Source organism: Terrabacter sp. RAF57, from assembly GCF_052113925.1.
Classification (GTDB): Bacteria; Actinomycetota; Actinomycetes; order Actinomycetales; family Dermatophilaceae; genus Terrabacter.
In genome coordinates this window covers 315,905-334,030 of the sequence record NZ_JBFRDT010000003.1, presented here as the reverse complement: position 1 = coordinate 334,030, position 18,126 = coordinate 315,905, and the positions used below count along the sequence as shown (strand labels likewise).

18 protein-coding genes are annotated in these 18,126 nt (G+C 71.5%); 12 read left to right on the top strand and 6 right to left on the bottom strand.

Features of this window, described 5'->3' with window-relative positions:
* The first annotated feature begins 2 nt into the window (after positions 1-2).
* The 9 genes from AB4Y83_RS06560 to AB4Y83_RS06520 all read left to right on the top strand — a co-directional run bounded on the left by AB4Y83_RS06560 (position 3) and on the right by AB4Y83_RS06520 (position 8,958).
* Entirely contained in the window at positions 3-884 is an 882-nt protein-coding gene (locus tag AB4Y83_RS06560) for a glycerophosphodiester phosphodiesterase family protein (protein ID WP_442273617.1), read from the top strand.
* Between the two features lie 249 nt (positions 885-1,133).
* Positions 1,134-1,796, top strand: a complete 663-nt coding sequence (locus tag AB4Y83_RS06555) for a TetR/AcrR family transcriptional regulator (RefSeq protein WP_442296353.1) — start codon at positions 1,134-1,136, stop codon at positions 1,794-1,796.
* Positions 1,797-1,798: 2 nt separating this feature from the next.
* Positions 1,799-2,260: a PPOX class F420-dependent oxidoreductase gene (locus tag AB4Y83_RS06550; RefSeq protein ID WP_442296352.1), complete on the top strand. Its 462-nt coding sequence runs from the start codon at positions 1,799-1,801 to the stop codon at positions 2,258-2,260.
* An 8-nt stretch (positions 2,261-2,268) separates the two neighbouring features.
* The gene (gene coaE, locus AB4Y83_RS06545) at positions 2,269-3,477 is read left to right on the top strand and encodes a dephospho-CoA kinase (RefSeq protein WP_442296351.1); all 1,209 of its coding nucleotides are present in this window, start codon (positions 2,269-2,271) and stop codon (positions 3,475-3,477) included.
* Between the two features lie 44 nt (positions 3,478-3,521).
* Positions 3,522-4,571, top strand: coding sequence for a lipoate--protein ligase family protein (locus tag AB4Y83_RS06540; RefSeq protein ID WP_442273613.1), 1,050 nt, complete (start codon positions 3,522-3,524; stop codon positions 4,569-4,571).
* 77 nt (positions 4,572-4,648) lie between these two features.
* Positions 4,649-5,032, top strand: coding sequence for a YciI family protein (locus AB4Y83_RS06535; protein WP_056776671.1), 384 nt, complete (start codon positions 4,649-4,651; stop codon positions 5,030-5,032).
* 40 nt (positions 5,033-5,072) lie between these two features.
* Positions 5,073-7,187, top strand: coding sequence for an excinuclease ABC subunit UvrB (uvrB, locus tag AB4Y83_RS06530; RefSeq protein ID WP_442273612.1), 2,115 nt, complete (start codon positions 5,073-5,075; stop codon positions 7,185-7,187).
* Between the two features lie 64 nt (positions 7,188-7,251).
* Positions 7,252-7,620, top strand: a complete 369-nt coding sequence (locus tag AB4Y83_RS06525; protein ID WP_442296350.1) for an MmcQ/YjbR family DNA-binding protein — start codon at positions 7,252-7,254, stop codon at positions 7,618-7,620.
* A gap of 222 nt (positions 7,621-7,842) precedes the next feature.
* A complete protein-coding gene (locus tag AB4Y83_RS06520; protein WP_442296349.1) occupies positions 7,843-8,958 on the top strand; it encodes a TerC family protein in 1,116 nt (371 codons plus the stop codon).
* 120 nt (positions 8,959-9,078) lie between these two features.
* On the opposite strand, the gene AB4Y83_RS06515 is transcribed toward AB4Y83_RS06520, so the two are convergent.
* Positions 9,079-9,516 carry a VOC family protein gene (locus AB4Y83_RS06515; RefSeq protein ID WP_442273609.1) on the bottom strand — a complete coding sequence of 146 codons (438 nt, stop codon included), beginning with the start codon at positions 9,514-9,516 and terminating at the stop codon, positions 9,079-9,081.
* Between the two features lie 257 nt (positions 9,517-9,773).
* Between AB4Y83_RS06515 and AB4Y83_RS06510 the strand changes: the two genes are divergently transcribed.
* Positions 9,774-10,703, top strand: coding sequence for a hypothetical protein (locus AB4Y83_RS06510; RefSeq protein WP_442296348.1), 930 nt, complete (start codon positions 9,774-9,776; stop codon positions 10,701-10,703).
* A gap of 251 nt (positions 10,704-10,954) precedes the next feature.
* Here the strand turns inward: AB4Y83_RS06510 and AB4Y83_RS06505 are convergent, their stop codons facing one another.
* From AB4Y83_RS06505 to AB4Y83_RS06485, 5 genes are read right to left on the bottom strand one after another with little or no spacing between them, the layout of a single operon-like run.
* Positions 10,955-12,328: an MFS transporter gene (locus AB4Y83_RS06505; RefSeq protein WP_442296347.1), complete on the bottom strand. Its 1,374-nt coding sequence runs from the start codon at positions 12,326-12,328 to the stop codon at positions 10,955-10,957.
* Between the two features lie 57 nt (positions 12,329-12,385).
* Positions 12,386-13,261, bottom strand: coding sequence for an EamA family transporter (locus AB4Y83_RS06500; RefSeq protein WP_442273606.1), 876 nt, complete (start codon positions 13,259-13,261; stop codon positions 12,386-12,388).
* A complete protein-coding gene (locus tag AB4Y83_RS06495; protein WP_442296346.1) occupies positions 13,258-14,052 on the bottom strand; it encodes a C40 family peptidase in 795 nt (264 codons plus the stop codon). The genes AB4Y83_RS06500 and AB4Y83_RS06495 overlap by 4 nt, the downstream gene beginning before the upstream one ends.
* Before the next feature lie 33 nt (positions 14,053-14,085).
* Entirely contained in the window at positions 14,086-14,649 is a 564-nt protein-coding gene (locus AB4Y83_RS06490) for a hypothetical protein (protein ID WP_442296345.1), read from the bottom strand.
* Positions 14,649-15,827 (bottom strand): C39 family peptidase, encoded by a 1,179-nt coding sequence (locus AB4Y83_RS06485; RefSeq protein WP_442296344.1) that lies wholly within the window; start codon positions 15,825-15,827, stop codon positions 14,649-14,651. Before AB4Y83_RS06485 ends, AB4Y83_RS06490 begins: the two co-directional genes overlap by 1 nt.
* Before the next feature lie 138 nt (positions 15,828-15,965).
* On the opposite strand from AB4Y83_RS06485, the gene AB4Y83_RS06480 reads away from it, so the two are divergent.
* The gene (locus AB4Y83_RS06480) at positions 15,966-16,283 is read left to right on the top strand and encodes a hypothetical protein (protein ID WP_056776698.1); all 318 of its coding nucleotides are present in this window, start codon (positions 15,966-15,968) and stop codon (positions 16,281-16,283) included.
* 177 nt (positions 16,284-16,460) lie between these two features.
* Positions 16,461-18,119, top strand: coding sequence for an FAD-dependent oxidoreductase (locus tag AB4Y83_RS06475; RefSeq protein WP_442296343.1), 1,659 nt, complete (start codon positions 16,461-16,463; stop codon positions 18,117-18,119).
* Positions 18,120-18,126: the final 7 nt, after the last annotated feature.

Here is an 18,126-nt window from a genome sequence, read left to right as displayed (position 1 = left end):
GCATGGCGTCTCGCCCCGGTCCCTGGGCCTCGGGCCGCTTCGACGTCGAGGGGCATCGCGGTGCCAAGGGGCTCGTCGTCGAGAACACGCTGGCCAGCTTCGCCGCCGCCTACGACGCCGGGGTGACCGGCGTCGAGCTCGACGTCCGGCTCACCGCCGACGGGGACGTCGTCGTCTGGCACGACCCGGTGCTGCTGCCGCTCAAGTGCCGACCGACCGGTCCGGACCTCGTCGGCGCCCGGGTCGCCGACCTGACCCTCGAGCAGCTGCGCACGGTGGACGTCGGCAGCCAGACGCTCGCCGGCTTCCCGGAGCAGCGACCGTCGCCGGGCGCCCGCATCTCGACGTTGGACGAGGTGCTCGCCCACGGGGTCGAGCGCGCGCCGGACGTGTGGTGGACCATCGAGCTCAAGGTCAACCCGCTCGACCCGGGGGAGTCCGCCGGACGGCGTCGACTCCTCGAGGGGGTCCTGGCAAGCGTCCACGAGGCCGGCCTCGAACGACAGTGCTTCATGCACTCGTTCGACTGGGCCGTGCTCGAGCTCTCGGCAGAGCTCGCGCCCGACGTCATCCGCTCGGCTCTCGTCGAGGCCTCGGTGACGTGGGTCCCGGGCAGCCCGTGGACGGGCAGAGTGAGGGTGGGGGAGTCGCACGACGACGTGTGTGCCGGTGCCGCCGCCGTCGGGGCGGGCGTCATCTCGCCCGAGCACGTGCTCGTCGACGCGGACTTCGTCCAGCGCGCGCACGCCGCCGGACTCGCCGTGCTGCCGTGGACGGTCAACGAGCCGGCGCGGATGGTCGAGCTCGTCGAGGCGGGAGTCGACGGCCTCGTGTCGGACTACCCCGACCGCGCCGTCTCCGTGCTGGCGCCGACGCCTGCCTGACCCGGTGGGCCGATGCGGCCCGGCTGCGTGCCGTAGCGAGGGGCCGGACCCCGTGGTCCGGCCCCTCGCTCCCCCTCCGGTGCCCCTCCGGGGCGGGAGCCGTGGCGCCCGTGGCACACTCGTGCGGTCGACAGGCGCCGATGTCGACGCTGTCACCGTCCGGTGCAGCAGCTGGGTGGGGACCCCTGGACCCCGCCCATTCGCTAGAACGCCGTTCCAGCGAACTCATGATGCGTTCGAAGGGCTCCGATGTCAACAGACCGGGCGTACGACAACAGCTCGCGTGCGGAAGCAGCCCTGGCCACCCGGCGCCGCATCATCGAGGCCGCGGGCGAGATGCTCCTGCGCGACGGCTACCACGCCATGTCCGTGAGCGCGCTCGCCGCGAACGCCGGGGTCAGCGCGCAGACCGTCTACAACGCCATCGGCGGCAAGGCGGCCGTCGTCAAAGCGGTCTACGACGTGCTCCTCGTCGGTGACGACGCGCCCGTCGCGATGCAGGACCGGCCGGAGTTCCGCGCCATGTCGACGGCCCCCGACCGTGAGGCCTTCGTCCGGGCCTACGCCGCGTTGTGCGCGACGATCTACGAGCGGGTCGGACCGCTTCTCGGCGTGCTCCTCGCCCAGGGCGCCGGCGGCGACACGGGCTTGCAGGAGTTCGTCGCGACGATCGACCGCGAGCGTCGGGCCGGCAACACGAACGCCCTCAACGCCCTCGATGCGGCTCACGGGCTGCCGCCACAGCTCGACCGCGAGCGGTTCATCGACATCGTCTGGACCGTGACCTCGCCGGAGATCTACGACCGTTTCGTGCGACGCTGCGGGTGGACCCACGCGATGTATGCCGCCTGGCTGGCCGAGGCGGTCGTCGCGATCTTCGACCGCGCCAGCAGCGCCGAGCAGGAGGACTGACGATGCCCCGCCAGATCGCGACCAACACCGAGGTCGACCGCGACGCGATGCTCGACTTCGTCCGTCCGCGCCACTCGATGGTGCTCATGACGCAGCGCGCCGACGGGCGGCCGCAGGCCTCGCCGGTCACGGGCGGCGTCGACGAGCAGGGACGTATCGTCATCTCGACCTACCCCGAGCGCGCCAAGACGACGAACGCCCGGCGCCGACCGCAGGTCAGCGTCCTCGTCCTGTCCGACGACTTCGGCGGCGAGTGGGTGCAGGTCGACGGCGACTGCGAGGTCATCGACCTGCCGGACTCCGTCGAGCCCCTCGTCGACTACTTCCGCGCCATCTCGGGCGAGCACCCCGACTGGGACGAGTACCGCCAGGCGATGCGCGACCAGGGCAAGTCCCTCCTTCGTGTCACGCCCACCCGATGGGGTCCGGTCGCCCAGGGCGGCTTCCCCGCCCGCTTCGCCTGAGGTCGCCCGTGCTGCGCGTCGGAGTCACCGGAGGGATCGGGTCGGGCAAGTCCACGGTGTCGCGACGGCTGGCCGAGCTGGGCGCCCACGTCGTCGACGCGGATGCGGTCGCCCGCGAGGTCGTCGAGCCGGGGGAGCCCACCCTGCAACGGATCCGGGCGCGCTTCGGGGACGCGGTCGTCCGAGACGACGGGAGCCTCGACCGGGCTGCCCTGGCCGCGATCGTCTTCCCCGACCGCGAGGCCCTCGACGCGCTCGACGCCATCACCGGACCCGCGATCGCGGCCCGCGTCGCAGAACGTCGGGCCGCCGCTCCTGACGACACCGTCTCCGTCTACGACATGCCCCTCCTCGTCGAGCGCGGGCTCTGGGTGCACGAGCACCTCACCGTCGTCGTCGAGACCGACGTCGAGACGCGGGTGCGCCGGCTCGTCGACCAGCGCAGGCTCGACGAGGCCGACGCCCGGCACCGCATCGCCGCCCAGGCGACCGACGCCCAGCGCCGTGCGGTGGCCGACGTCGTGCTCGACAACTCCGGCACGCCCGACGACCTCGCCCGCGCCGTGGACGCCCTCTGGCACGRGAGGCTCGTGCCCTACGAGGGCAACCTCGTGACCGGCACCCGGTCACGCCGGCCGGACCTCTCGCGCGAGTGCGTCGTCGACCCCCGCGCGGACTGGGAGCCACGCGCCGAGCGGGTCGTCGCCCGTCTCGCTGCGGCGCTCGCGCCCACGGGCGTCGCCACCGAGGTGTCACATATCGGCTCCACGTCCGTGCCGGGACTCCTCGCCAAGGACGTCATCGACGTCCAGGTCGGGGTCCGCCACCTCGCCGACGCCGACCGGGACGATGTGCTGCGGCCGCTCCGGGACGCCGGCTACGTCTTCTCCCACGGCATCCACAACGACACGCCCCACCCGGTCGGGTCCGACCCGGCCGGATGGACCAAGCGTTTCCTCGGCGGCTGCGACCCGGGCAGCCACGTCCACGTCCACGTCCGCGAGCACGGCTCCGTGGGCTGGCGATTCGCGCTCCTCTTCCGCGACTGGCTGCGCCACGAGCCCGGAGAGCGGGACGCGTATGCCGCGGAGAAGCACCGGCTGGTCGGCCTGCACGAGGCCACCTCGGACTACGTCGTGGCCAAGGAGGTGTGGTTCGAGGGCGCGTGGCAGCGCGCGACGGACTGGGCCGAGCGCACCGGCTGGCAGCCGCGGTAGGGAGCAGCCGGCATACGCAGGGGGTGTGCGGTGTTGAGCGTGACATGCGTGGTGAGTACAAGGTCCCCGGTGGCAAGCTCGTGGCGGTCGACCTCGAGGAGGTGGACGGCAGACTCGCGCGGGTGAGCGTGTCCGGCGACTTCTTCCTCGAGCCCGACGAGGCGCTCGGCGACATCAACGCAGCGCTGACGGGCATGCCCGTGGACGCCGGTGTCGAGCAGCTGGCCGGCGCCGTCACGGGCGCCCTCGCCGACGATGTGTCGCTCATCGGCTTCACGGCCGAGTCGATCGGCATCGCGATCCGCCGTGCCCTCGGCAAGGCGACGGGGTGGGACGACCACGCCTTCGACGTCATCCCGGCGCGCGTGCTCGACCCGGCGCTGCACGTCGCGCTCGACGAGGTCATCGCCCGCGAGGTCGCGGCCGGGGAGAGGCCGCCGACGCTGCGCTTCTGGGACTGGGACAGCCCACTCGTCGTCATCGGCTCGTTCCAGTCGGTCCGCAACGAGGTCGACCCCGACGGGGCCGAACGCCACGGCATCGACGTCGTGCGTCGCGTGTCCGGGGGTGGCGCCATGTTCATGGAGCCCGGCAACACCATCACGTACTCGCTCGTCGTGCCCACCTCCCTCGTCGAGGGACTGAGCTTCGAGCGGTCCTACTCCTTCCTCGACGAGTGGGTCATCGAGGCGCTTGCCGACGTCGGCGTGACGGCCCACTTCGTGCCGCTCAACGACATCGCTAGCGATCGCGGCAAGATCGGCGGGGCCGCGCAGAAGCGCTTCGCGTCGGGGGCCGTCCTGCACCACGTGACGATGGCCTACGACATCGACGCGGACAAGATGCTCGAAGTGCTGCGGATCGGCCGCGAGAAGATGAGCGACAAGGGCACGAAGTCGGCCAACAAGCGCGTCGACCCGATGCGCTCGCAGACCGGGATGACGCGGGACGCGATCCTCGAGTCGTTCGCGGCGTCGTTCGCCCGCCGCTACCGGACGACGGTCTCCGACTACACCGACGCCGAGCTCGCCGAGGCCCAGCGGCTCGTCGACGAGAAGTTCGCGACCCCGGGGTGGACCCACCGCGTCCCGTGATGTCGAGACCGGCGTGTCCGCTCCGACGTCCCACCCGAGGCGGCAGACTGGCCGCCCGCGAACCGAAGGGACACCCCATGAAGTACGTCATCCTCATCCACTCCAACCCGCAGCCCTGGGGCCACCCGACGGGTGCCTTCATGCCCGAGGCGCTCGCCCGCCCGCAGGAGGAGCGCGACGCCGGAGGTGCGGCCTTCGACGCGATGCTCGAGGAGCTGTCGAAGAGCGGTGAGCTCAAGGGCGGCGAGGCGCTGGGCGCCCCCGCCTCGGCACGGATCTACCGCTGGTCGGAGAGCGGGACCGTCTCGACGGACGGGCCGTACGCCGAGAGCAAGGAGCACCTCGCGGGCTTCTTCCTGCTCGACGTGGCGTCCCGGGAGCGCGCGGAGGAGCTCGCCGTGAACTTCGCGGGGCCGGGCGACACCGTCGAGCTCCGCCCCGCCTACGTCTGGGAGGAGTAGGCGAGTGGGCGCTGTCGGTCGTGCGACGTACGGTTGAGCCATGCGTCCCACGACCGACCTCCAGCGCACGGTGGCACCCTTCGAGGTGATCTCCGAGTACACCCCGAGCGGTGACCAGCCCACGGCGATCGCCGAGCTCGCGAAGCGCGTCCGGGCGGGCGACACCGACACCGTGCTGCTCGGCGCCACCGGCACCGGCAAGTCGGCGACGACGGCCTGGCTCATCGAGCAGGTCCAGCGACCGACCCTCGTCATGGCCCCCAACAAGACGCTCGCCGCGCAGCTGGCCAACGAGTTCCGCGAGCTGCTGCCCAACAACGCCGTCGAGTACTTCGTCAGCTACTACGACTACTACCAGCCCGAGGCGTACATCCCGCAGACGGACACCTACATCGAGAAGGACAGCTCGGTCAACGACGAGGTCGAGCGGCTGCGGCACTCGGCGACCAACTCGCTGCTGACCCGGCGTGACGTCATCGTCGTCGCCTCGGTGTCGTGCATCTACGGCCTCGGCACTCCCCAGGAGTACGTCGACCGGATGGCCCGGCTCAAGGTCGGCCAGGAGGTCGTGCGCGACGACCTGCTCCGCCGCTTCGTCGAGATGCAGTACACCCGCAACGACCTCGCCTTCACCCGCGGCACCTTCCGCGTCAGGGGCGACACCGTCGAGATCATCCCCGTCTACGAGGAGCTCGCGATCCGCATCGAGTTCTTCGGCGACGAGATCGAGCGCATCTACACCCTCCACCCCGTGACCGGCGAGGTCGTCAACGAGGAGCAGGAGATGTACGTCTTCCCGGCGTCGCACTACGTCGCCGGCCCCGAGCGGATGGAGCGGGCGATCCGCGGCATCGAGCTCGAGCTCGAGGACCAGCTGGCCCTCTTCGAGAAGCAGGGCAAGCTCCTCGAGGCCCAGCGCCTGCGCATGCGCACGACCTACGACCTCGAGATGATGCGGCAGGTCGGCTTCTGCAACGGCATCGAGAACTACAGCCGCCACATCGACGGCCGCACGTCCGGCTCGGCCCCGAACTGCCTCATCGACTACTTCCCGGAGGACTTCCTCCTCGTCCTCGACGAGTCGCACCAGACGGTGCCGCAGATCGGCGCGATGTACGAAGGCGACATGTCCCGCAAGCGGATGCTCGTCGAGCACGGCTTCCGTCTCCCGAGCGCCATGGACAACCGGCCGCTGAAGTGGGAGGAGTTCCTCGAGCGCATCGGGCAGACGGTCTACCTCTCGGCGACACCGGGGGAGTACGAGCTGGCCAAGTCCGGACCGCCGGTAGAGCAGATCATCCGACCCACCGGTCTCATCGACCCCGAGGTCGTGCTCAAGCCGACCAAGGGCCAGATCGACGACCTCATGCACGAGATCCAGGAGCGCACCAAGCGCAACGAGCGCGTCCTCGTCACGACCCTGACGAAGAAGATGGCCGAGGACCTCACCGACTACCTCCTCGACAAGGGCATCCGGGTCCGCTACCTGCACAGCGACATCGACACGCTGCGGCGGGTCGAGCTGCTCCGCGAGCTGCGCAGCGGCGTCTTCGACGTCCTCGTCGGCATCAACCTGCTCCGCGAGGGCCTCGACCTGCCCGAGGTCTCGCTCGTCTCGATCCTCGACGCCGACAAGGAGGGCTTCCTCCGCTCGGCCCGGTCCCTCATCCAGACGATCGGACGCGCGGCCCGAAACGTGTCCGGCCAGGTGCACATGTACGCCGACAAGGTCACGCCGTCGATGGAGCAGGCCCTCGACGAGACCAACCGGCGCCGCGAGAAGCAGATCGCCTACAACACCGAGCACGGCATCGATCCGACGCCGCTGCGCAAGAAGATCGCCGACATCACCGACCTGCTCGAGCGTGAGGACGCCGACACGCAGGAGCTGCTCGGCTCCGGGCGCATGCAGTCCCGCGGCAAGAGCGGCGCCGGTCGTGGCGCCATGGCCGCCGACGTCGGGGTGTCCGCCGGTGGCACGACCAACCGCCCCGCCGACATGGCGGCGGCCGACCTCGCCGGGCTCATCCAGGAGCTCACGACCCAGATGCACCAGGCGGCGACCGAGCTGCACTTCGAGCTCGCCGCGCGCCTGCGCGACGAGATCGGCGACCTCAAGAAGGAGCTGCGGCAGATGAGTGCCGCGACGCGGTGATGTCCGATGAAGGCGCGGTGATGGCTCGGTGATGGCTCGGTGATGGCTCGGTGACGGCCCCGTGATGGCCCAGGGTTCCGGCAGGAGCCTGGCGGCACGGCTCCGCGCCGCCGCCCTCGCGCTGCCCGGGGCGTGGGAGGACTCGCCGTGGGACGGCGACACCGTCGCCAAGGTCGGCGACAAGATCTTCGTCTTCCTCGGCGACGACTCGATCGGGGTCAAGAGCGCTCGCAGCCGCACCGAGGCCGACGAGTGGCTGCTCCGCTACCCCGACGACGCCTCGGTCATGGCCTACATCGGCCGGCACGGATGGAACACCCTGCGCACGACGGGGGCGATCGACCCCGACGAGCTCCTCGAGGCGATCGAGACCTCCTACGAGATCGTCGTCTCGGGCCTGCCCCGCGGCAAGCGCCCCGGGACGGTCGGCTGAGCGCCATGCGACCCGCCACCCGTCGTGCTCACGGGGCGGACCGATTTGAGGCGCGCCGCTCGGAGTGAAAGACTCAGGCGTTCACGGAGGGGAGTATCCCCGACACGACGGGCTCGTCATCACGGAGTGGGTCTCACCGCCGCTCCCGGTCCCGTCGGTCCGGCACCACGCCGGGCGGGAGAGACCTCCGGTTACTGCTCTGGTGACCGGAAGGTTGTGCCCATGAATGTTCCCGTGTGGGGTTGGTTCCTCACCATCGGTCTGATGACCGTGTTCCTCGCCGTCGACGTCTTCGTCATCGCGCGGCGACCCCACGTCCCGTCGATGGCCGAGGCCGGGAGGCACCTGGCCTTCTTCGTCGCCCTCGCCGTGCTCTTCGGACTCTTCATCTGGTTCGAGTGGGGCGCGCAGTACGCCGGGGAGTTCTACGCCGGTTGGCTCACCGAGTACTCGTTGTCCGTCGACAACCTCTTCGTCTTCCTGCTCATCATGGGCAGCTTCAAGGTGCCGAAGAAGCTCCAGCAGTCGGCGCTCATGGTCGGTATCGTCATCGCGATCATCCTGCGCGGCATCTTCATCGGGCTCGGCGCAGTCGTCATCAACGCGTACGCGTGGGTCTTCTACATCTTCGGCGCCTTCCTCGTCTACACGGCGATCAAGCTCGCGACCGGCGGGGAGAGCGACGACGACGAGTACCACGAGAACCGCTTCCTGCTCTGGGTCGAGAAGCGCTTCCCGGCGACCAAGGAGTGGCACGGCACGAGCCTGACGGTGATCGAGAACGGCAAGCGCCTCATCACCCCGATGCTCATCGTCATCCTGGCCCTGGGCACGACCGACCTGCTCTTCGCACTCGACTCGATCCCGGCGATCTACGGGCTGACCAACGAGCCGTACCTCGTCCTGACGGCCAACATCTTCGCCCTGATGGGACTGCGTCAGCTCTACTTCCTCATCGGCGGCCTGCTCAAGAAGCTCGTCTACCTCAGCATCGGCCTCGCGGTCCTGCTCGCCTTCATCGGCGTCAAGCTCGTCATGCATGCGATGCACGAGAACAACCTGCCGTTCATCAACGGCGGCCAGCCGATCGAGAGCGTCCCCGACATCCCGATCATCGTCTCGCTCGGTGCGATCGTCCTCATCCTCGGCGTCACCACCGTCGCGAGCCTCTGGAAGTCCAGCCGGGACGCGAAGCTCGAGGCCGCGAACGGCACTGCCGCCGTGGACGGCGTCGCGGAGGGCGACACCGAGGCTCCCGAGGTGGCCCGGGACGCCTCCGCCGGGCTCCCGGCCGAGGAAGGCATGACCCCTCCCCGCGCCACGCACGACCAGCGCTGACGTATGCCGGCACGACGCGCCGTCGACCACCCGGTCGGCGGGCGCGTCACGTCGGGGGCGCCGGACGCCTCCTCCGTCGTGCAGCGGCAGCCGCCTGCGTCGACGGGAAGGACGCTGGCATCACGTGCCCTTGAGCTCCTGGGCCAGCATGACGATGATGCCGCTGGGTCCGCGGACGTAGGTGAGCGTGTAGACGTCCTCGTAGGTCGCCACGCCGCGCAGTGGGTGGCACCCGTGCCGTGCAGCGATCGCGAGAGCCTCGTCGATGTCATCGACCGAGAAGGCGACCCGGTGCATCCCGATCTCGTTGGGCAGGGTGGGCGTCGTCGCGATGGCGCTGGGGTGGATGTACTCGAAGAGCTCGAGCCGACCATGCCCGTCCGGTGTCTGGAGCATGGCGATCCTGGCGTGGTTGCCGTCGAGTCCCACGGCGGTGTCGGTCCACTCGCCGCTGACCGTGTCCCGACCGAGCACCGTCAGTCCGAGGTCGGTGAAGAAGGCGATCGCCGCCTCCAGGTCGTCCACGGCGATGCCGACGTTCTCGAGCTTGATGGGCATGATGCGACGGTACCGAAGCGCGCTGTCGCGATCGTCGCGCCGAGCCCGACGGTGTCGAGATCGACGCGGCTCCTGCGTTCGTCGGCAGCCGAGCGGGCCGGACGCAGCCTGCCGCCGGAGGAGGTCCAGCAGGTGGACCACCGTCCGTGACCACCGCTCCCGGGATTGCCTCCTGACGTTCCCGCCCGTGGGCGTGGGCCGCGGGTAGGGTCCGAGCATCGGGGGAAGAGGTCCTCCGACGACGACAGGGGAACCTCATGAGGACACGACTGCGCACCGCCGCCGCTGGGCTCGCGCTGACGCTCGCATCGACGCTCGGCGTCGTCGCCGCATCGCCGGCCACGGCTGCCGACCCGGTCGGCTTCGCCAAGGTCAGCAGCTGCGCCGATCCGCAGCTCAACGCATTCGACAACTGGTCGGGCCACACGCTCGGCGCCTACAAGGACACCAACTGGGTGCCGCAGGGGATGACGTACGACTCCGCCGGCGACTACCTGTACGTCTCGATGTACCACCGTGACGCCGCCGAGGTGCCGCGCGTCGTCGTCTACAAGCGCTCGACGTCCGCGTGGGTCAAGACCATCGAGCTGAGCGGCGTCCCCAAGACGGGGCATGCAGGCGGTCTCACGATCGGGCGCGGCAACCTCTACGTCGCCGACAGCGTCGGCGGGGCGCGGATCTACCGCATCCCGATCGACCGCATCCGTGCCGTGCCCGCCGGCGCGCGCAAGGCCGTCAGCTACGCCGCGCGCTACACCGTGAACAGCCTGACGCGGGCGTCGTACGTCGACTACGACGGTGGCTCCCTCTTCGTCGGCGACTTCTACACCAACGTCATGCGTCGCTACCCGACGTCCGCCGCGGGCGTCGTGACGCTGACCCCCAACGCGTCCTACTCCACCCCGACCATCGTCCAGGGCGTGCAGGTCACGAGCAGCCGATTCGTCTTCAGCCGCTCGTGGGGCCGGGACAACCTGAGCAAGGTCACGACGCAGGTGCGGTCCACGGGTGCGCGCACGAGCCACAACACGCTGCCGATGATGGAAGGGATCGTCTGGGCGCCGCAGTCGGCGGGCTCCTCGGTCAACCGTCTCTACTCCGTCTTCGAGTCGACGTCCAAGGAGTACGCCGACTCCAACTGCCGCACCCACGCCATCTGGAGTGCCTCCAGCGGCTACATCCTCTGACCTGCGGCGCGTCTGCCTGTCGCCGTCCGCACGTGTGACAGGGGGACTCACCGGATCCGGGATCGGCCGCGGCTGAAGGACGTCCACCGTCCGACCGCTCCGACAGCTCCGGCAGCTCTGACAGCTCCGGCAGCTCCGACAGCTCCGACAGCTCCGACAGCTCCGACAGCTCCGACAGCTCCGACAGCTCCGACAGCTCCGACAGCTCCGACAGCTCCGACAGCTCCGACAGCTCCGACAGCCCGGAGTCGTCAGCGGACGCGGTGCGCGACGCCCCAGCCGAGCAGGGCGGGGACGGCCATGACGGCGAAGACGGCGGCATACGCCCCGGGGACGGCCGAGCCGGCCCCGACGAAGACGATGGCCGAGAGGGCGATCGCCGTCGCGGCCCCCGACGAGTCGCCGATCTGCAGGGCCGAGCTGACGAAGCCCTGCTCGGTGGACCCGGCGCGCGAGAGAGCCTGGGCCGTCACGCGTGGGTAGAGGGTCCCGATCCCGAGACCGACGACGGGGAAGAGCGCGATGACGGCCCACGTCGGCGCGTCGAGTGCCACGGCACCGGCGAGTGCGAGGAGGGCGAGGGCGATCGCGGCGAGGGAGACGGCTGCGGTGCGACCGATCTCGAAACGGCGGTCCCAACGGCCCTGGACCCACGACCCGGCGAACCACGTGACACCCGTGACGGTGAGGGCGACGCCGGCGAGGCTGGGGCTGAGGCCGTCGCGTTCGGTCAGCAGGCGCGGCAGGTAGACCTCGGCGCCGCTGAACGCGGCGAAGGCGAGGGCACGCAGCGCGACGTCGGTCGGCAGCCCCCGTGCGGCCCGCAACGTCCCCCGCGGCGTGAGCGGCAGCAGGGTGAGGCCCACGACGACGAGGGCGATCACGGCAAGGGTGATGCCCCACGGGTCGAGCCGGTCGGCGACCGCGTTGAGACCGAGCACGGCGACGGCGAGCACGACCGACGCGGCGATCGACCGCCACCGCCACGGCACGTCCACGACGTCCTGCCGCAGTCCCGTGATGATGCGGCCGAGCAGCACGGCCGCCACGACGAGGACGACGAGGGCCAGCCCGAAGACCCAGCGCCAGCCGATCGTCTGGGTGATGAGACCGGCCACGAAGGGCCCGGCGATCGACGGCACGACCCAGGCGGCCGAGAAGCCGGCGAGGATCGCCGTGTGCAGCCGTTGCGGGTAGACCCGGGTCACGAGGACGTAGAGCGCGGTGCTCGTCATGCCTGCCCCGAGGCCCTGCACGACACGGGCCGCCACGAGCAGTCCCATCGACGGAGCCAGACCCGCGACGACGAGACCGGCGGCGAAGAGCACCAGCCCGATGAGCAGGGGCGGCCGGGGTCCGCGACGGTCGGCGAGGTTGCCGGACCACACGATGCTGACGATCCCCGACGCGAGCGTGGCCGTGAAGGCCATGGCATACAGGGACGCGCCGTCGAGCTCGCGGGCGATCGTCGGCATGACGGTCGTCAGGGCGAGTGCCTCGAAGGCGTGCAGGGAGACGAGGGCGATGACGCCGATGGTCGTGGCCCGCAGCGCGGGGGCCAGGATGCCGCCGCCTGCGTCGGGGACGGCCGCGTCGGTGTCAGGGCGCATCGTGCTCGAGGTCATCCGGCGACGGTAGGACCTCACGTGGACTTGAGGTCAAGCGGAAGATGCCGTGGCCCATCAGCCCGGGCCCATCGCGGCGTCCGGTGACTCTGGACGCGACTGGGCGCCGAGGACGATGACGCTGGCGAGGACGACGAGCGCCATACCGGCCACCTGCCCTCGGTCGAGCACCTGGTCGAGGACGACGAAACCCGCGAGGGCCGCGACGACGGGCTCGAGGCTGAGCAGGATGCCGAACACCCGTTGCGCGAGATGGCGCAGGGCGACGAGCTCGAGGGAGTAGGGCAGCACGGAGGACAGGACGGCGATGCCGAGACCGAGCGCGACGTCCTGCGGCGTCCAGCGGTCGACGGACGTCAGCCCGAGCGGCGCGACCGCGACCGTCGACACGATGAGGGCGAGGGCGAGCCCGTCGAGCCCCCCGAAGGCCTTCCCGGTGCGCTGGCTGAGGACGATGTAGGCCGCCCAGAAGACGCCCGCGAGCGCCGCGAAACCGACGCCCACGAGGTCGAGCCGGTCCCACGACGTGTGCAGCACGCCGGAGACGAGCACGACGCCGAGGGCTGCCGCGGCGACCGCCAGGACGTCCCGCGGCCGACGGCTCAGTGCGGCCGCGAGGCCCAGCGGGCCGAGGAACTCGATCGTCACGGCCACACCGATGGGCAGGTGGGCCAGGGAGGCGTAGAACGAGGTGTTCATCGCCGCGAGCGCCAGCCCGAAGAGCACGACGGTGCCCCAGTCGGACCGGCTGCGACCGCGCCACGAAGGCCGCGCGACGGCATACAGGATGACCATCGCGAAGAAGAGGCGCAGCAGCACCGAGCCGGGCGCCCCGATGCGGGGGACGAGCGTGGCGGCGAAGGCGCCACCGAACTGGACGGAGACGACACCGCCGAGGACGAGCAGGGGAGCGCTGCGGTGGTCGACGCTCACGGCATCGGCAGGCGCCCGGCGGCGACGAGGGTGGCGAGGCGCTCGGCGGGCAGGTCCTCCTCGACGAGCACACCTCCGGTCTCCGAGGCGTGGACCATCCGCCCGGGTCGGACGACGATGCCAACGTGGTGGATCCGCCTGCCCGGCCGGGCGAAGAAGTAGAGGTCGCCCGCCTGCACGGCGTCGACCGCGACCGACGTCGCGAGCTCCGCCTGGGCGTACGCGTCGCGGGCCACGACGACGCCGAGGAGGCGCCACGTGTGCAGCACGAGTCCAGAGCAGTCGAAGCCGAGGGGGGACACGCCGGACCACAGGTAGGGCAGCCCGAGGTGGCGGCGGGCCTCGGCGACGGACGGGTGCGTGACGTCGCCGTCCGCCCCGGCGGACGCGTCGATGACGGGCGTCGGCCCCTCCACGAGGGTCTCGGCCGCCGGCGTCAGGTGCGCCGAGGGCACCCACCCCGGGTAGCCGCGGTCGTCCTTGGGGGAGAGCTGCCACGGTGCCACGACGTGGGACCACGTGCCCGACTCGTTGGTCTCGGTCACGACGACGGGCTCCCCGGCCAGCAGCTGCGACTCGACCCGGCCGTGCAGGCCGAGCCTTCCGTCGCCGGACTCGTCGTCGGCGGAACCTGCGTCGAGCGCGGCGAGCCACGCCGCGGCATCGGGCTCGTCGGCGACGACGGGCGCGTCGACGGGGCGCGGGCTCCCCGGGCTGGACCAGACCGTCGTCACGGGGACGCGGACGAGGTGGGTGGCGGTGACGGCGTGGACGGCGACGGACGAGCTCACGCCGTCATCCTCGCACCCGGCTCCGGGCCTCGCTCAGGCCGGCCAGGCGCTGGACCCTGCGACGTGCACGGGCCGACCGTCGACGGTCACCTCCCACACGAGGTGCTCCGGTGTCCGCTCCCACGTGAGGACCGGCTCGGCCGTGCGGGCGCCCTCGCCGGCACCGGTGGCGGCCATCGCCGTGGCGGTGATGGTCGTCGGGTCGGTCCAGAGGAGCGCCGGCGGGCACGACTCGAGGTCGCCCTCGTGACGCTGGAACGTCGACCACCGGCGTACGCGTGCAGCTGGCTCGCGGACGTCGGCGCCGTCCGTGCGTGGCGGAGACGTCGCGACGTCGACGAGCGCGAAACCGACGAGGCGCTCGCCGGTGGTGACGGGCACGAACCACCGGCCGACCTCGGCCACGGGGTCGGTCGACGCGCCTGGCGGAGCCGGTGCCCGGACCGGCACCGGGCGGCCGACGACACCCCGGCGGTGCACGAGTGGACCGACCCGGGTCGCGTCCGCGACGAGCTGCTGGGTCGCCCCCCGGGCGCGATCGGCGAGACCCGACCCGTCGTCGGGTGTCTCGCCCGGCCGGTCGGCGTCGCGCTCCATCAGGCCAGTGTGACCTGCGCGGTGAAGGTGCGGCGGTAGGTCGTCACGTCGAAGTTCTCCCACCGCGTCACGACGCCGGAGCTCGGCGGCCACGGGTCGAAGACGGTGAGCCCGCGGTCCGTGGCCGTCAGCAGCAGCCACCCCGTCTCGGAGTAGCCGACGACGGTGCGCGAGTGGCCCGGCACGAAGCTGACGAGCGGCCGGTTGGCGTTGATCTCGTTGACGAAACGCGAGAACGGGTTCGTCGTGAACATCGTCGCGTCGAGCGCGTTGCCGCTGAGCCGCTCGAGGACCGTGACGACGAGTGCGTCGTTCGCGTAGGGCAGACCCGTCGGGCTCGACGGCGTGCCGAGACCGAGCTCGGCGGCGACCCGCACCTGGTCGTACTCATAGCGGTAGAAGTCGAGCACCATCTGCACGCTCGCCGCGACGCACCACACGTTCGTCTGCTGGCCCCGCAGCTCGTAGCAGACCTGGTGGTCGCTGTTGCGCGTGCCGTAGTGAAGGTCCCGGCGCCGCGTGCGCAGCAGGATGTCGACGGTGTCGACGACGGAGACCGTGAAGCGGTCCCGGTCGAGGCGCTCGACGAGCCGCGACAGCTCGCCGACCGCGGTGTCGTAGCGCGCGGCCCGGGACTCGCGAGCCTTCGCGGTGAGGCTGCCGAGGAAGGACCAGCGCTCGAAGTCGGCCGGCGGCGCGCCGCGCTCGCGCTTGCTCGCCGGCGGCACGACCTCCCACGTGTGCAGCTCGAGCATCGCGACCTCGCGCCCCTCGCGGAGGAGCTGGAGGGCGAGCTTCGGGTGGCTGTAGTCCACGAAGCGCACCTCGTCGACCTCCACCTGGGTGCCGTCGTTCTGCTTGGCGAGCACCTCGAGGGCCTGTTCGACGAGGCGCTCGGGCTCCCAGACGGCATCGGGCGAGGCGGCGACGAGGACGGCGCCCATCGCGGGACTCGCCGCGACGTCGAGGTAGCCGCGAGCCTTCCTGCCCCCGAGACGGGCCCGCCAGAAGAGGACGTCTCCCGACAGGTCGTGCACCGGGGTCGCTGCCGACTCGACCTCCGCGCCCGAGAGCGAGCGCGGGAGCGCGTCGACGCTGAGCAGCAGGCTGGCGTGGGTGGCGGCGAGCGCGACGTAGCGCTCGGACTCCTGGCTGACGGCAGGGGTGGTGACGGACATGGGTGACTCCTTCGCAGGGTTGCCGGTCAGTGGCCGGCGGTCCGCTGGCTGATACCTCCCTGACTCTTCCCTCACGAATCGGTGTGGACCTCGGTGAGGTACTGGTCCGCGGGCTCCCGGAGCCGTACCGTCAGGAGTATGGAAGAGCGAATCACCCTCGAGGGATTCGATCCCCCGAAGAACCGCCGTCACGGCCCCGACGGCGACCTCGTCGACGTCCAGGGCTGGCTCCACGCCCCCGTCGACTGGATCGGTGGCCCCCGCCTGGAGCGGGCCTGGCGCGAACGCCACGGCCGCTCGCGTCTCGGCGTCGGCCTCTCCGTCGCGGGCAACCCGCGCCGCCACCTCCTGCTGACCAACGTCCCGCCGGACCTCGACTTCCTCCGGTCCGAGCTCGAGTCGCTCATCGCGGAGTTCGACCCCGACGCGACGTCGGACCTCGAGGACGCCCAGTAGCCGGACGCCCCGTGGCCGCGACACCGGGCGTCGCCCGACGCGGCCGCCGGTCCCGGTTCGCCTGTGCCCGGTTCGTGACACCCTGCCCCGGTCCGCCCGTCTCGTCCCGCTCACCTCGACGGGGTGAACCGCCCCAACTCGCCCCCGCACGCCGGATCCCGCTCGTACGCTGAGCGCGTGGCGAGACCCGCGATCATCACCGTGGACGACGACGCGCCGGTCTCGGCCGCGATCGCCAGGGACCTGCGGGCCCGCTACGGCGCCGAGCACCGCATCCTGCGCGCCTCCTCGGGGGCCGAGGCGCTCGACCTCGTGGCCCGTCTCGTCCTGCGCGGCCAGCCCCTCGCGCTCGTCGCGTCCGACCAGCGGATGCCCGGCATGACGGGCATCGAGCTGCTGGCCCGGGTGCGGGTCGACGTCCCGGACGCCAAGCTTTTGCTGCTCACGGCGTACGCCGACACGGACGTCGCGATCTCGGCCATCAACGACATCGGGCTCGACCACTACCTCCTCAAGCCGTGGGACCCCCCGGAGGACCGGCTCTACCCCGTCGTCGACGACCTGCTCTCCGACTGGCACAACGCCCACCCGGAGCGCGCGTTCGACGTCCGCGTCGTGGGCCACCGGTGGTCCGAGGCGAGCCACCTCGTCAAGACGTTCCTCGCCAACAACCACGTGTCGTACGTCTGGCTCGACGTGGAGCGCGACGAGGAGGGGGCTCGCCTGCGCGACCTCGCGGGCGCCGGGCCGGAGGACCTCCCCCTCGTCCTCGTCCCCGACGGCGACACCCTCCGCGCCCCGACACCGGTCGCCGTCGCGACGGCCCTGGGGCTGCGCACGCGGGCCGAGCGCGCCCTCTACGACCTCTGCATCGTCGGCGGCGGACCGGCAGGGCTCGCCGCCGCGGTCTACGCCGCGTCCGAGGGCCTGAGCACCGTGGTCGTCGAGCACGACGCCCCCGGCGGGCAGGCCGGGCAGAGCGCGGCGATCGAGAACTACCTCGGCTTCCCGCGTGGCCTCTCCGGTGCCGACCTCGCGCAGCGGGCGATCGCGCAGGCCCGCCGCTTCGGCGCCGAGATGGTGCTCGCCCGGGACGTCATGGCGCTCGAGCAGCGCGGACCGGTCCGTGCCGTCCGCCTCGACGGAGCCGACGACATCGAAGCCCGTAGCGTCGTCCTCGCGACCGGCGTGTCCTACCGACGCCTCGAGGCCCGTGGCGTCGACGCCCTCTCGGGACGTGGCGTGCACTACGGGTCCAACGCCGGGCAGGCGGCGGCGTGTGCGGGGGACGAGGTCTACGTCGTCGGCGCCGCCAACTCGGCCGGCCAGGCGGTGCTCAACCTCGCCCGCCACGCCAGGCGCGTCACCCTCGTCGTCCGCGGCGAGTCGCTCGAGGCGAGCATGTCGCAGTACCTCGTCACGCGGATCCGCGCCGACGAGCGCATCCGCGTCCTGTGTCGCACCGAGGTCGTCGGCGCGGACGGCGACGGCCACCTGGAGCGGCTGACCCTCTCGGACCGGCACACCGGCGCCACGACGGAGGTCGAGGCCGCCTGGCTCTTCATCTACATCGGCGCGTCGCCGCGCACCGACTGGCTCGGCGCCGACGTCGCACGTGACGAGCACGGCTTCGTCGTCACCGGCCACGACCTCGTCACCGGGCAGCAGGCGCACGGCTGGCCGCTGGCCCGCCCGCCGTTCGCCCTGGAGACGAGCCTGCCGGGGGTCTTCGCGGCGGGCGACGTGCGCTCGGACTCGATGAAGCGCGTCGCCTCCGCCGTCGGCGAGGGCTCGATGTCGGTCTACTTCGTCCACCGCTACCTCGCCACGATCTGACCGGCAG

Excerpts from the sequence above, each read along its gene's own strand:
- AB4Y83_RS06555 (WP_442296353.1), top strand. The coding sequence starts at position 1,134 with ATGTCAACAGACCGGGCGTACGACAACAGCTCGCGTGCGGAAGCAGCC.
- AB4Y83_RS06525 (WP_442296350.1), top strand. The coding sequence starts at position 7,252 with ATGGCCCAGGGTTCCGGCAGGAGCCTGGCGGCACGGCTCCGCGCCGCC.
- AB4Y83_RS06520 (WP_442296349.1), top strand. The coding sequence starts at position 7,843 with ATGAATGTTCCCGTGTGGGGTTGGTTCCTCACCATCGGTCTGATGACC.
- AB4Y83_RS06560 (WP_442273617.1), top strand. The coding sequence starts at position 3 with ATGGCGTCTCGCCCCGGTCCCTGGGCCTCGGGCCGCTTCGACGTCGAG.
- AB4Y83_RS06535 (WP_056776671.1), top strand. The coding sequence starts at position 4,649 with ATGAAGTACGTCATCCTCATCCACTCCAACCCGCAGCCCTGGGGCCAC.
- AB4Y83_RS06480 (WP_056776698.1), top strand. The coding sequence starts at position 15,966 with ATGGAAGAGCGAATCACCCTCGAGGGATTCGATCCCCCGAAGAACCGC.
- AB4Y83_RS06515 (WP_442273609.1), bottom strand. The coding sequence starts at position 9,516 with ATGCCCATCAAGCTCGAGAACGTCGGCATCGCCGTGGACGACCTGGAG.
- AB4Y83_RS06550 (WP_442296352.1), top strand. The coding sequence starts at position 1,799 with ATGCCCCGCCAGATCGCGACCAACACCGAGGTCGACCGCGACGCGATG.
- AB4Y83_RS06485 (WP_442296344.1), bottom strand. The coding sequence starts at position 15,827 with ATGTCCGTCACCACCCCTGCCGTCAGCCAGGAGTCCGAGCGCTACGTC.
- AB4Y83_RS06540 (WP_442273613.1), top strand. The coding sequence starts at position 3,522 with ATGCGTGGTGAGTACAAGGTCCCCGGTGGCAAGCTCGTGGCGGTCGAC.
- uvrB (WP_442273612.1), top strand. The coding sequence starts at position 5,073 with ATGCGTCCCACGACCGACCTCCAGCGCACGGTGGCACCCTTCGAGGTG.
- AB4Y83_RS06510 (WP_442296348.1), top strand. The coding sequence starts at position 9,774 with ATGAGGACACGACTGCGCACCGCCGCCGCTGGGCTCGCGCTGACGCTC.
- AB4Y83_RS06490 (WP_442296345.1), bottom strand. The coding sequence starts at position 14,649 with ATGGAGCGCGACGCCGACCGGCCGGGCGAGACACCCGACGACGGGTCG.
- AB4Y83_RS06505 (WP_442296347.1), bottom strand. The coding sequence starts at position 12,328 with ATGACCTCGAGCACGATGCGCCCTGACACCGACGCGGCCGTCCCCGAC.